Consider the following 13,098-nt stretch of genomic DNA (forward strand, 5'->3'; position numbering starts at 1 on the left):
ATAGCGCAACCCAGAAGCTACCAAAACGTGCCGTACCGGCAAAGTGTCGACGCTTATCGTCTCTTTGCCCAGACTACCAGAATCTAGGATTGCTTAGAAAGCATGAGTGTGAAGTTTCAATTTGGAGAGCAACAAGCGGTCGAACTGGCCAACGATCCGCGTGCGATTCTTGGGCCAAGCTCGGATGAGGTGGTTGCTGACCTGGCTGCTGAGGTTCGCCTTCGCCTTGCAGCGCCACTCGATTTTCCGCCCTTAGCAGCCACGACCGTCCCTGGGGACACGGCCGCCATCGCACTTGGCCGTGGTGTGCCTCAGCCGGAACAAGTCGTATTGGGCGCGATCGCCGCGCTACTTGATGCGGGGGTCGAGCCAACCGACATTGCGGTTGTTTCGTGCGAGAAGTTTGCCGCTGAACGCGACCTTGCCCAAGGAATTGATTCTCTCGGGGCAAGCGGCGTGAAGTTCGTTCTGCACGAACCAGAGCAAGAAGAGTCGACGGCGATGGTTGGCGTCATGCGCGATGATGAGCCGCTACGATTCAACTGCGCGTTGGCCGAGGCCGATTTCGTCTTGCCGATTGGCACGACAGAACCAACGCGGCAAGTTTTTGAGGATGCAGAGCCGACGCCAACCAGTAAATTCGCCAGCCTCTATCCCCACTTTTCTGATGAGGCGACACAGACCCGGTTTCAGAAGACCAACAAGAAGCTGGCCCCCAAGTCACGTCGTAAGCTTTTCGATCAACAAGAGGAAGCGGGTTGGCTGTTGGGAGTACTCAGTACGATCCAGATTATCCCCGGTCGCGACAATCAAGTCTCTGCCGTGGTCGTAGGGGAAGCTGGGAAAGCGGCCGAGGCAGCTGCGTCCGCGATGCAGACGATCTGGTCACCGGTGTGTGAGGAGACGGCTGACCTGGTTGTCGCCGCGATGCCAGGGAGTCCCACCCAACAAACCTGGGAGAATCTCGACCACGCACTCGCTGCGGCAGAGCGGGTCGTTTCCCCGAGTGGTTCGATCGCTTTGCTATGTGAGATTAACGAAAAGGCCCGCGGCTCGCTTCGTCGACTCCGCGACGCGGATGACTTGGCGGAAGTCGAGCGGAAGTTAATGCGAGACGAAGACCCCACGGCGGGGATCGCCTTGCGGTTGGTCCAGGCGATTGCCCGTGGGCCAGTCTATTTGATGAGCAAACTCCCCAAGGGAGAAGTTGAATCCCTAGGGATGACACCCATTGCGAGCGAGGCAGAACTGAAGCGGCTGATCGGCAATCACGAAAGTACGATCGTCATCGAAGAGGCCCACCGCCTCGTGCCGCAGGTTTCCATAGCCTCAGTATCAGCCGCCGGGCGTTAGCCCCTGGTTCTGTTGCATCATGTACGCAATCAGAGAACGACTCAATGCTTTCCGACGAAGCTATTCAAGACTATCACGCTCTCACCGAAGGCATAGGGCGTGTAGAACTAACGAATTGGACCACGATCAGTCTTACCGGTGACGATCGTTCGAGCTTTCTGCACAACCTTTGCACGAACGACATCAAGAGCTTGCAGCCCGGCGATCAATGCGAAGCGTTCCTGACTGACGTGAAAGGCAAGATCGTCGCACATGTGTTGGTATTCGCTTTCGAGGATCGATTGCAATTGCTGAGCGTGCCCGATCAGGGGGAGTTAATCGTCCAACATCTGGATCGCTATCTCATTCGTGAGAAGGTTGAACTTGCCGACGAGAGTAACGGTATGAATTGGTCCGTGGTTACTGATTCACTCTCAGAGAGTTTCCAGTCTCCATTCTTGGGTGTGCCTGCTTGCATCGTTAGTAAGGTCCCAGATTCTCATGCGAATCTACGCGTCTGCAGCGATGAAGCCTTCGATGCGTTGCGCCTTGAAGCCGGTTGGCCACTCTTCGGCATCGATTTCGACAACACGAACCTTCCTCAAGAGGTGTGCCGAGACGAGCGGGCCATCCACTTCAACAAGGGTTGCTATCTCGGCCAAGAGACGATCGCGCGGATCGACGCTCTCGGGCATGTGAATCAAGAGTTGACCCAAGTCAAACTTTCCGGCGATGTGCCGGCATCGCTACCCGCGGATGTGTTTATCGGCGAGAAGAAGGTCGGCCAAGTCACCTCGGCGAGCTACTCGCCGAAGTATGAGTCGGTAATCGGGCTGGCGATGCTTCGGCGCGAGGCGAAAATGTCGAACGCAGACGAGATGGTGTGCGAAGGTGCTGCCATGGCAATACTCGCCCCATAATTCTTCGATTCTGAGCCGCTAGGCGTCAGGCGAGCGGGTTGACCTGTGTGATAGTTTTCACTTCCGCAACCCGACGGCTAACGCCTGTCGGCTCCGGGTTATCTAACGCGGGCCGAATTCGCAAACACAACTTCGTTGAAGCTCTCCAGCCAGAATCGCAGTTTGTTGAGGGCTTCACCATCCTCGGGAACCTGGCCTTCGACCTTGAAGGTAGCCGCAGTGATTGAGCTGTTAAGATTGCTCAATCGACTCTGCAGTTCATTCGAGAAGTCGGACTGGAATTCCGCCGAGACCTCTAGTCGCTGTAGCTTCACGGCCCCGCTAGAAGTATCGCGAATAAGCTTCCGCAGCTGACCGTTGGCACACTCATAGAGCGCATCTTGAAAAAAAGCCCGCCGCAGCTCTTTCTCGCCATTGAAGTGATAGGCAGGGTCTTCGTCGAAGTAGAGACTTAACGCTTCTCCACGAAAGCCCGCGAAGATTGGCACATCGGGAGCGTCTTCGCAAAGCAGCTTGATGCGAGGCGAGAGCGCGACGGCATCTCGCAATAAGTCTTCACGCTTGTGTGTCTGGCGGGCCATGATGAAAAAGAGACAGGATTTACAGGATGAACAAGATAATTGGAGGTAATCCAGTTCATCCTGTAAATCCTGTCTCTAGCTAGCCTGCGTGAACTTCTTCGGGCAGCTTGCCCTCGTCGGAGATCTCTCGGATTTGCTCGCGGACTGTGAAAAACGCGTCGACCACTTGCTTATCCCATTGCTGACCAGCACCTTTGCGAAGGATCGCGTCGAGTTTTTCCTCGGGCATGCCCTTCCGGTAAGGTCGATCGCTGCCCATAGCGTCGTACGCGTCGGCCACGGCTACGATCCGTGCCATCAGCGGAATTTCCTCGCCTGCGAGCTGGTGCGGATAGCCGGTGCCGTCCCACGATTCGTGGTGATGAAGCACCAGCGGCAGAATCGCATCCATTCGACTAACACCTTTGAGAATGTCGTAGCCGAATTGCGGATGCAGCTTAATGTGTTCGAATTCCTCGTCGGTCAGTCGTCCCGGCTTGTTGAGGACGTTGTCGTCGATGCCAATCTTACCGATGTCGTGCAGAAGTCCGCCAAGGTAGATCGTCTCAATGTCTTTCTTCGGAAGCCCCATCTGTTCAGCCAAGCAAACCGACACGCGGGCCACGCGATCACTGTGACCTGAGGTGTAACGGTCTTTCGCATCAATCGCTGAGGTCAAAGCGTGTACGGCGCTGGCGAATAGTTGTTCCTGCTCGCGGAACCTCCGCAAGTCGCTGCTGTAGACGCTGAGGATCGTGCCAATGCTGGCAAGCAATTGGGATTCGACCGAGCCAAACTCATCAAGTTCCGCTCGCTCCGATCCGCAGTGATTCAATGCAAGAAGCCAGCCCTGCTGTCGATCTGATTGACTTAGCGGAACGCAGATCAATTCTCTAACCGTCGGGTAGAACCAAGTAGGCAGCGAAGTTTCAGACCGTGAGAGCACGAGTGAACGATTAGCGATCTTTGGTTCGAGACGATGAACGAACTCGCTGAGTTCTGAAGTAGCGATCGGGCACTCGCCTGCCGTCAGCACGCCTACCGAATCACCAAGCTGGAGCTCATAACTTTGCGCATCGGAAGACTGACGAGCTACAACGGCTAGACACTGTGCCGGAACTGCATCGATGAGCCACTCTAAAGCGTTCTGCCAGAGGGTTGCTTCGTCTCGCGCCGTGTGGAGTTGGCCGGTTAGTCGGTGGAGCAGTTCTAGCTCGACGTACGTTTCGTTGGCATGCGTGATCGCCTCATCCCGTTCGCTCTCGAGGTTTTGCAGACGATGCTGTCCGAGCAAATTTTCGAGAACGATTCCACCCACCTGCAGCAATTGGCGGGGCGTCCAGACTTCCATGCTTCTGGATGCAGCATACGCCCGCGATCCGTCGAGTCCGAAGACATGCGCTGCCGAGGCAATGCTGGCTTCCTCTTCAACGGAGTCGGTCAGGAACAACCCCGTCGCCACGAACTGTTCGCCGCATCCGAGACGAACCAATGGTATCGCAAGTAACGCCAGCGGAGAGTGCTCTTCGATGATTTCCGGCGTGCCACGTCGAGCGACTTCGCCGAGCATCGTGAGGTGGTTGTAGACCTCGCAGTTGAGCTCTGTCGACGCAGAGTGAACGAGTTCGCTGGACTCGATATTCACCAGAGAGAACGAGCGTCCGAAGATCTCTCTTAGTCGTTGAAGACCTTCTTCCAAGCGTTCGGGGAGCGCGTAGCCCTCACCTCCAACCGCTGGAGTAGCGGTTGTTGTTTCGGGCGCAGTGGCGTCAAGTCGAGCCGTGGACACTTCGTAGTGGAGGGGTGAACGCTTCGGTGGGAATCTATTTGTGGCGGGACCGTTCCCGGCTCGAAGCATCGAGTGGGTAACGGCGGGGGCGGTGGGTGCGCAGCAGTCGGGCCTTGGTAGGACGCCGGATTGCTACCACTACAAAAATGAAGCCCGCTTCGCGATAAACGAACGCTGGCTCAGCGAAATGTGGAGAGCCGTTCCGGTTGCAACCGGATCACAACGGCTGTAGCGATTAAGCCATCTAAGCGGTAGCCACTTCACCGATTAAGACAGTGCGTCGTCCGAGGGACGACGCTCGCGATAGCGACGGCTGGCACGCTTGAGAACCGCTTGGTCTTCGTCGGACAGGCGCTCGAAGCCGACTTCATTGAGTCTCGCCAAGATGTCGTCCACACGGGCGTCTTCCTTGTTCTCACGCTCGCGCTTTTTGCGGTCGAGCGCTTCTTGCTGTTTCTCTTGCAGATGTTCGACAAGTACGACTGCGCGATCGTCTTCCAACCAATCGGCGTTGATCCATTGCTCGTCATCGGAGTCGAGTTCATCAATTGCAATGCCCTGATCGTAACGATGCTGCCGGGCCATGCGGTTTGCACCGTAAAGCAGAATGGTAGCCAGCACGGAGAGCGGGAACCACGCAGGAACAAGTCCGACGACCAGTTTGTCACGCAGGAAAACGGCCAGCACAAAGCAGGCTCCTGAAGCACCCAGCGCAATGTGCGACATCGCCGCCGTTGCCGAGGTTCGCCCGATGAGCGGCCACAGCAAGCCGTGCAGCAGATCGGCCCCATCGCACGGATAGACGGGAAGCATGTTCACGAGAATCAGGCAGCAATTGACCCACACCATCAATTGAGCGGCCAAGTGCAAGCTGCTGGTGCTAGGCATCAGTTGCGGATCAACGGGCGAAAGCAATGGCAACACATCGGTCTGTCCGTGAGCTACCAAGGCACAGGCACTGGCAACCAACAGCCCGAGATAAGTCAGCGGTCCAATCAGCGCAGACACCAGATGAGCTGGCGGATCGGTAGGAAGGTGCGGCCGCGACCAGCCGCCAGTGGGCCCTAGAACCACGAGGCTGGTGTGACCGCCGACTCGCTGCACGACGATAAAGCGTAGTAGCTCATGCAGGCAAACACTCAGCACCAAGGCGGTGCTAGCGAGTAGGGCCGTGCGGACCGGGATGGCCGCGGAGAGTTCCGCGCTGAGCATGGCCGTCAGGACAATCAGCGGAAGGTACAGATGGACCCTCAACTCAACGCCTTGCCAGCGCCCCAGGCTTAAACTCCAACTGCCTGCCGCGTTCCCATTCATGAATTGAATGACCCGAAAAGAGACGCTTTACCTGTTCCAATAAGACCCCGCCAAGATAGTCTCTATCCTACCCGTCCCGTCAGAAATGGCAAACCGAAGTCGCCGTAAATGGTGGGAAACTGGGCAAGGCGTCTTAACAATTCCACGAGAGCTATGCCGTGTCAGAACCGCACCCCGAACGCCTGCTGCTGGAAACCGCCCGCTTCCGCGTCGTCGAGCGTTACCAGCCGACCCGCGAGGGCGAGCCCGACGCGGTCCGTCAGGTCGTGCTGCACCCGGGGGCCGCGGTGATTCTGCCCCTGCTCGATGATGGCCGCATCTGCCTGATTCGCAATCTGCGAGTAGCGGTCGGAAAAGAACTGATCGAACTCCCCGCCGGCACCCTCGATCCCGGCGAGCCACCCCTGGAAACCGCCCAGCGAGAACTCCAAGAGGAAACCGGCTACACGGCCGAGCACTGGCGGGAACTGCCTGGCTTCTTCATGTCTCCAGGGATCCTAAACGAACGCATGCACGTCTTCGTTGCCGAGGGTCTCACCGCGGGCCATCACGCTCGCGAAGCGGGGGAGCAGATCGAGAATTCGTTGGTCGATGCCGACGAAGCGATCGCGATGGTCCGCCGGGGAGAGATTGAGGATGCGAAGAGCGTGGCGACGTTGTTGATGTGGAATCTTCAAGCATCCCTAAAAAGTTCGTCGCTGGATTAGTCGAGGGCTCGCTTCGCTCAGCACGCAACGCGCAGCTCACTGCAGTCTTTCGGATTATGTGTCAAGTTTTAGTGCGGATCTAATTGACCCTAAGTCAGCAACGAAGTCATCGAAGTTGGAAGGCCAACAGGCTCTGGGCAAACTGACGCATACGAAATAGTTATTCTCATTGTATATCTCGCAAACCATTCGGCACAAATTCAAAGTGCCAACTAGTTCGCGAGGCAACGAATTGACCGTGTCCTCGATGCTGTATATTGAGAACCAGTCTCTTGGGCTATCTTCAAATAACTCACTAAGTGCTGTTGCAGTACGTTTCGCGCGTCTCCAATCGAACCAATTTAGCGAGCGCTTCAAGTGAAAGTCGTAAATGGGGGTGCCTGAAATCTTTGAAACGTAGCAGAACGCAGACTCCAGGTGCGGGTTCAGGGCGTTGCTAGAATCGAATAAAAACACCCACTCAGATTCATCCTTTTCGAACAACGGACATAGAGGAGTTCCACTGTGCGATTCACTGAACAAGGCTGGATAGAAGGGTAGTTGAGATATTGTTTCGCCCCCTTCTTCTTTAGTCCAGGTTGGTGACGGGAAGTGCATGCTGAAACGCTCCTCAAGCTCCTGCAATCCAGCTTTTGCAGCTCGTTTCACGAAAACCCATAAGGAGATTAGGAAGATCGTCACAAAGAGAAACGCTTTCAAGTCATCAGACATCGCGAAACTCGAACATGGGTTATTGATTGACCTTCTTTATACTGCGAGGATTTCGATACAACCTCTCCGCCAGCAACTCCGGCGACCCTTCAAACCCCTCCCGCTCATAATGCCACTCCCGATGAGTCGGAACAAACTCCGCATCCAGCGGCCAAGGATCGAACGGATTTCTTCCCAAAGCTTCGGCGAGCTTCGACGAATCCATCGTCACGTTGCCAGCACGCGGTGGCATCGGGCCGGCTTCGAGTCTTGGGCAGCCTTGAAGTAACTCAGGATCGTAGCCGCCGACGCGGTTGACGATTTGGGCGATTTCGTAGAGCGAAAGGTTCCGCGGTCCGCCGGCGTGGTAGAGGCCGAATAGGTCGCTGGCCAAAACTTCTTCGTAGACGCGGTTCAAGCAGTCGGTGTACGCGGGCGTGCGGACTTCGTCGTAGTAGAGTGTTGCCGGGCGGTTTTTGGCGAAGCGGGATTGAATCCAATCAATGGCCCCCGCGTGGCCGTTGAAGCTGATGCCCATCGGGAGCGAAATCCGTAACGTCGCCGCCGCGGGGAGCCAATCGGCGACTAGCTGCTCCGCCGAAACCATCGTCTTGCCGTAGACGGTCACCGGGTCGGGCGTGTCGGTTTCCTCGTAGCGATGCTGCGAACGATCGACGTCCATGTCCACGCCGGCGTACACGAGATCGACCGAAGTGTGAACCATGCGGACGCCCCGATCGGCGACGATGGCTGCAAGGTTGATCAGCCCTTCGACATTCGTGCGCCAGGCGAGCCGCGAATCGAGTTCGCAAGCCTTAAGCGCGCAGTTGCCAGCGCAGTTCAACACGGCTTGGAATTCGTACTTGTCGAATAGCCGGAGCAACTGGTCGCGATCTTCCGCATCGCAAGCGACGATGTTCGGGCCGCTCAGCGGCCAGTTGTCTGCCTGCCGGATGCCCACAACCTGACCAGGATAGCGAGCGGCGAAGTAATCGAGCACATTGTACCCCGCTACGCCGGCGACGCCGGTGATGAGCAAGGGTAGGGGAGGAGACACGCGATTCATACCACTATTTGAACCACAACGACACGACGGGCACAACGGACCATATTAAAGCAGACTTGCGTCGTGCTCGTCGTGTCGTTGTGGTTTCTTCCAGCACTTGAACCGATTTTGGGGATTATGCAGCTCGTGAGTCGCTCCCGGCGCGGACTCTTTTTATGAGGTAGAGTTTAACCCCGAAATAGAGTCCCCCTCCCCAACTCCCCCCGCTTAAAGACAAGCTCCCCATGTCGGAACTCCCCCTCACGGTCGCTGCGCCGGCCAAATCTGCGCCGCTTGTGCGTGACGATCAGCGGGCGATGCTTGATCGCCTCAACGCTGCCGATCGAGCGATTCGAGAATGTCTCGACAGCTTTACGCCCGAAAACAATTCGGAGCAATCGGTCGAGCAGCTCGAACTCACGGTCGTCATGCCTTGCTTGAACGAGGCGGACACGCTGGCCACCTGCATCGAAAAAGCACAACGGGCCATGCGCGAGCACGACATCACCGGCGAAGTGTTGATCGCCGACAATGGCAGTTCCGACGGCTCGCTGGAGATTGCCGCTGAACTAGGTGCAAGAGTCGTTAACGTCGCCGAAAAAGGTTACGGCAATGCACTTCGTGGCGGGATCAGCGCTGCCCGCGGCAAGTATGTCATCATGGGCGATGCGGACGACAGTTACGACTTTCTGGAGATCCCCAAGTTCGTCGACAAACTCCGTGAGGGCCACAATCTGGTGCAAGGTTGTCGGCTTCCTTCGGGCGGAGGAACGGTCCTGCCAGGCGCGATGCCGGTGACGCATCGTTGGATTGGCAATCCGATGTTCTCGCGACTTGTGCGGACGATGTTCAAAGCGCCGATTCACGACGTCTACTGCGGACTGCGAGGATTTACGAAAGAGCATTACGATCGTCTCGACCTCCGAGCCAGCGGGATGGAGTTCGCCACGGAGATGATCATCAAGAGCAGCCTCTTTGAAACCGACATTGCTGAAGTGCCGACCACATTGCATCCTGATGGGAGAAAAGCCCACGCCCCGCATTTGCGAACCATCCGCGATGGCTGGCGTACCCTAAGGTTCTTCCTGATGTACAGCCCCCGCTGGTTGTTCCTGATGCCAGGTTTAGGACTGATGCTCATGGGAGTGTTGGGCTACGCACTAGCGATACCCGGCGTCCAGGTTCTCGGTGCGACACTCGATGCCCACACGTTGTTGGTGGCGAGTCTTTTCGTGCTTAGCGGTTTCCAACTCGTACAATTTGCAGCCTTCGCAAAGACTTTTGCCGTATCGGAAGGTCTCGTACCCTTCGACAAACGGCTGGAACGTTACAGCAAGATATTCAGCCTTGAACGCTGCTTGGCAGCGGGAAGTGTTGCCTTGGTCGCAGGGACCGGCTTACTCATCGGCGCGACAAGTCGCTGGCAAGCGGTTGGCTTTGGCGCCTTGGACTACGCCAGCACGATGCGCTGGGTTATTCCCGGGGTGACGCTCGCCGCGCTTGGCTTCCAAACGATTTTCGCGAGCTTCTTTATCAGTATTTTGAGAATGGCCCGACGCGATTGACGATGTCCCTTGCAGTAGTTCAACAAGCCGAGTTCGATGCTTACTCGCAAGAGTATGAAGCCGCGCTATCGCAGGGGCTGAAGTATTCTGGCGAAGGGCCGGGCTATTTCGCGCGCAAGCGGATCGAGTGGACCGCGCGGTTGCTAGAACGTTGCGAGGGTCAGTCAGCCCAAGTCCTGGACTTTGGCTGCGGAGTTGGGCTCGCCACTGAGGAACTTAACCGTGCGTTTGGTGAATTAGATTTATGGGGCTACGACCCTTCAATTCAGGCCATTGCCAGAGCGACGCAGCAGTTTGGTGGTGCGAACGCTCGCTTCACCGCGGATGAAACGGAGTTGCCCGCGGGAACGATCGATCTCGCCTACACGAATGGTGTCTTCCATCACATTCCTCCCGCCGCACGTGCCAATGCACTGCGGATTGTCCACAATTCGCTCAAACCGGGCGGTTGGTTCGCCTTTTGGGAGAACAACCCATGGAACCCGGGCACGCGTTTCGTGATGAGCCGCGTCCCGTTCGATCGTGACGCGGTGACCATTACCCCGCCGGAAGCACGAGGGCTCTTGCGAGAGGCGGGCTTCGAGATCGAGCGGACCGACGCCTGGTTCATCTTTCCCAAGAGTCTCGCTTGGTTGCGACCGTTGGAATCGCTCGTGCATCGCTTGCCGTTGGGCGGACAGTATCTCGTGTTGGCGCGGAAGGCTGAGGAGGCGTCATGAACAAGTCGCTCCAAAGCAGGAACTCTGAGCGTCACGAGAGTTATCTCCAGCGATTGATCCAGAATCACGCGCTGGCCGCGGCATCACTTGCAGGAATGACATTGCTGCTTGGAATGGCTGTCTCCCTGGCCCGTTGGCCAACTCCAACAGTCCACGATGAGTTCGCTTACCTGTTGGCGGCGGATACGTTTTCTGAAGGGAGGCTTGCGAACCCGCCTCATCCGATGTGGCGGCACTTCGAAACCTTTCATGTGATTCAACACCCAACCTACGCCGCCAAGTATCCGCCAGGGCAAGGTCTGCTACTCGCCGCTGGCCAACTTCTAACGGGTTGGCCATTGGCTGGGGTTTGGTTTTCGTCGGCGCTGGCGGTTGTCTGTTGCTACTGGATGCTGCTTGGTTGGACCTCGCGCGTGTGGGCGTTTGTCGGCGGGCTAATCTGTACGACGCACACGGGGTTGCAACTCATCTGGGGCCAGTCGTATTGGGGTGGTGCGTTGGCAATGGCAGGCGGGGCGTTGGTCATTGGCGGAGCGATGCGCATGACGCACCGCCGTAAGGCTTTAGACGCTGTCGCAATGGCCACGGGTGCCGCTCTGCTGGCAGTCACTCGACCCTTTGAAGGATTTGTTTTGTGTCTCGTCGTCGGTGCTTGGGTTCTTGATAATTGGCTGAAGCAGAAAGGAATTAGTTGGAAGCAGACGCTTCGACGGTCGGTCTTGCCAGTTACTGTTGGACTAGCCGGACTTGTAGTGGGACTTGCCTCCTACAACTTTGCTGTCACCGGTAGCGTGACGACGATGCCGTATTCATTGCATGAAAGTGTTTACGGACGGGCTCCGCTTTTCCTTTGGCAAACTCCAGCCGATGAGCGGCAGTACCAGCATCAGGAACTTGCCGTGTTTCATGACTTCTGGTCGATGGATTGGTTCGCTAAGCAACAGTCAATCGCCGGGCTGTTTAAGAAAAAAATGATAATGCTAGGACACGTCGTGAAACTCTATTTTCCAGTCGTTTTGGCCGTGCCGTTGCTGCTGCTCAAGCCTTGGAGACTTGGACGCGTACGCGGTTTGGTCGCTGTCTTGCTTATCGCTTGGCTCGCAACGCAAGTTACCGTGTGGAACTTCCCCCACTACGTAGCTCCACTCGCTCCGTTATTCGTCCTGCTCATGGTTTGGGGCCTCAGGCGGCTCGACATCTTCGCCCCGCGTTGGTTGCCGCGGCATGCCTTATCAGCAAGTCTAATAGCACTTCACGTTTTTACGTTTGCTAACGTGACCAATAACTACGCAAGCATGGGGCAAGAGGGTTGGCAGTGGGAGCGAAATCGCATTGCCAAGCAATTGTCGGCGGACGATCAGCGGCACTTAGTGATTGTAAAGTACGAACCAGGGCACCACGTTTATCACGAGTGGGTCTATAACAGAGCGGACATCGATTCGTCAAAGATCGTTTGGGCGCGCTCGATGAGCCCAAAGCAAAATGCTGAGCTTGTCGACTACTTCCGAGGTCGCAAGGCTTGGTATCTGAAGGCTGATCGAAAAGAGCCCGAGCTCCAGCCTTATTCTCAAGAAATCATCACGTTAGCCGTCGAGCTTGCTCGGCGTGCGGAATAAGTCGAGGCCGAGCGCCGACCAAGGTCGGCGGCTAACTTTCCTGATGAGTGTTACGCAGCACGGCAACGCTCCACGAACGCTGCATAGTCAGCCGGCGTATCGATTCCTTGGGCAGCCGAGTCAACGGTGGCGACGAGAATCTCATCCCCCTGCTGCAGGATGCGTAGCTGCTCGAGCTTTTCGATTTGCTCCAGGCGACATGGTGGAGTCTCTGCAAGCCGTAGCAGTGGCCAGCGTCGATAACCGTAGATGCCAACGTGCTGATGGAACTGCGGCGGCTCGGCAGCGAGTAGTCTCTCGTCCCATTCCCTTGGATGGGGAATCGGAGAACGGCTGAAGTAGAGGGCCTGACCCCGCGAATCAAAAACAACTTTGACGCACGCCGGGTCTTCTAACGCCTCTCGACTCCTAATGGGGGTCGCCAGCGTTGCCACGCCTGCCTTCGTGTTCGCTTCTAAAACGTCGAATAACTTATCGATGTCCGCGGGGTTGATCTCGGGTTCGTCGGCTTGCAAGTTTACGATAATCTCGGCTGACGGCAATCGATTCACGACTTCGGCCACGCGGTCGGTACCACTGGTGTGGTCCGGGCTCGTCATCACCACACTGGCACCAAATCGCCGTGCTTCTTCGGCCAGTTTCTCATCATCGACGGCAATGATCACTAGGTCCGGCTGACGCGCTCGGCAGGCGGCTTCGTAAGTGTACTGAAGGATTGTTTTGCCGGTTTCCCGGAGCAGCAGTTTTTCCGGCAGACGCGTTGAGTGTCTACGAGCAGGGATGACGAGTACTTTGCGGGCGGTAGCATTCATGACGTAGCTCGGTGGCAAGACGAATCTTT

At 56.7% G+C, this 13,098-nt stretch carries 11 protein-coding genes; 6 read left to right on the forward strand and 5 right to left on the reverse strand.

The features are described from left to right. Window positions 1-108 precede the first annotated feature (108 nt). Both RIB44_01910 and RIB44_01915 read left to right on the forward strand, forming a co-directional pair. Window positions 109-1,353: a lactate racemase domain-containing protein gene (locus RIB44_01910; GenBank protein ID MEQ8615328.1), complete on the forward strand. Its 1,245-nt coding sequence runs from the start codon at window positions 109-111 to the stop codon at window positions 1,351-1,353. Between the two features lie 44 nt (window positions 1,354-1,397). Continuing rightward, window positions 1,398-2,252: a glycine cleavage T C-terminal barrel domain-containing protein gene (locus RIB44_01915; GenBank protein ID MEQ8615329.1), complete on the forward strand. Its 855-nt coding sequence runs from the start codon at window positions 1,398-1,400 to the stop codon at window positions 2,250-2,252. Between the two features lie 98 nt (window positions 2,253-2,350). Here RIB44_01915 and RIB44_01920 read toward each other — a convergent pair whose 3' ends face one another. From RIB44_01920 to RIB44_01930, 3 genes are all read right to left on the reverse strand, one after another. Next, window positions 2,351-2,833, reverse strand: coding sequence for a hypothetical protein (locus RIB44_01920; protein MEQ8615330.1), 483 nt, complete (start codon window positions 2,831-2,833; stop codon window positions 2,351-2,353). Between the two features lie 79 nt (window positions 2,834-2,912). After that, window positions 2,913-4,601, reverse strand: coding sequence for an HD-GYP domain-containing protein (locus tag RIB44_01925; protein MEQ8615331.1), 1,689 nt, complete (start codon window positions 4,599-4,601; stop codon window positions 2,913-2,915). A 267-nt stretch (window positions 4,602-4,868) separates the two neighbouring features. After that, window positions 4,869-5,915, reverse strand: a complete 1,047-nt coding sequence (locus RIB44_01930) for a hypothetical protein (protein ID MEQ8615332.1) — start codon at window positions 5,913-5,915, stop codon at window positions 4,869-4,871. A 158-nt stretch (window positions 5,916-6,073) separates the two neighbouring features. Between RIB44_01930 and RIB44_01935 the strand changes: the two genes are divergently transcribed. After that, window positions 6,074-6,622, forward strand: a complete 549-nt coding sequence (locus RIB44_01935; GenBank protein ID MEQ8615333.1) for an NUDIX hydrolase — start codon at window positions 6,074-6,076, stop codon at window positions 6,620-6,622. A 730-nt stretch (window positions 6,623-7,352) separates the two neighbouring features. Here RIB44_01935 and RIB44_01940 read toward each other — a convergent pair. Beyond that, a complete protein-coding gene (locus tag RIB44_01940; protein ID MEQ8615334.1) occupies window positions 7,353-8,369 on the reverse strand; it encodes a sugar nucleotide-binding protein in 1,017 nt (338 codons plus the stop codon). Between the two features lie 233 nt (window positions 8,370-8,602). On the opposite strand from RIB44_01940, the gene RIB44_01945 reads away from it, so the two are divergent. The 3 genes from RIB44_01945 to RIB44_01955 are packed head-to-tail and all read left to right on the forward strand — an operon-like array spanning window position 8,603 to window position 12,257. Continuing rightward, window positions 8,603-9,922: a glycosyltransferase family 2 protein gene (locus RIB44_01945; GenBank protein ID MEQ8615335.1), complete on the forward strand. Its 1,320-nt coding sequence runs from the start codon at window positions 8,603-8,605 to the stop codon at window positions 9,920-9,922. 2 nt (window positions 9,923-9,924) lie between these two features. After that, window positions 9,925-10,641 (forward strand): class I SAM-dependent methyltransferase, encoded by a 717-nt coding sequence (locus tag RIB44_01950; protein ID MEQ8615336.1) that lies wholly within the window; start codon window positions 9,925-9,927, stop codon window positions 10,639-10,641. Then, window positions 10,638-12,257, forward strand: a complete 1,620-nt coding sequence (locus tag RIB44_01955; GenBank protein MEQ8615337.1) for a hypothetical protein — start codon at window positions 10,638-10,640, stop codon at window positions 12,255-12,257. The genes RIB44_01950 and RIB44_01955 overlap by 4 nt, the downstream gene beginning before the upstream one ends. Before the next feature lie 50 nt (window positions 12,258-12,307). Here the strand turns inward: RIB44_01955 and kdsB are convergent, their stop codons facing one another. Continuing rightward, window positions 12,308-13,069: a 3-deoxy-manno-octulosonate cytidylyltransferase gene (gene kdsB, locus RIB44_01960; GenBank protein ID MEQ8615338.1), complete on the reverse strand. Its 762-nt coding sequence runs from the start codon at window positions 13,067-13,069 to the stop codon at window positions 12,308-12,310. Between the last annotated feature and the right edge of the window lie 29 nt (window positions 13,070-13,098).

This window comes from Lacipirellulaceae bacterium (assembly GCA_040218535.1).
GTDB lineage: Bacteria > Planctomycetota > Planctomycetia > Pirellulales > Lacipirellulaceae > Adhaeretor.

Coding starts and splice junctions, on each gene's coding strand:
- RIB44_01915 (MEQ8615329.1), top strand. CDS start 1,398: ATGCTTTCCGACGAAGCTATTCAAGACTATCACGCTCTCACCGAAGGC.
- RIB44_01920 (MEQ8615330.1), bottom strand. CDS start 2,833: ATGGCCCGCCAGACACACAAGCGTGAAGACTTATTGCGAGATGCCGTC.
- RIB44_01930 (MEQ8615332.1), bottom strand. CDS start 5,915: ATGAATGGGAACGCGGCAGGCAGTTGGAGTTTAAGCCTGGGGCGCTGG.
- RIB44_01945 (MEQ8615335.1), top strand. CDS start 8,603: ATGTCGGAACTCCCCCTCACGGTCGCTGCGCCGGCCAAATCTGCGCCG.
- RIB44_01950 (MEQ8615336.1), top strand. CDS start 9,925: ATGTCCCTTGCAGTAGTTCAACAAGCCGAGTTCGATGCTTACTCGCAA.
- RIB44_01955 (MEQ8615337.1), top strand. CDS start 10,638: ATGAACAAGTCGCTCCAAAGCAGGAACTCTGAGCGTCACGAGAGTTAT.
- kdsB (MEQ8615338.1), bottom strand. CDS start 13,069: ATGAATGCTACCGCCCGCAAAGTACTCGTCATCCCTGCTCGTAGACAC.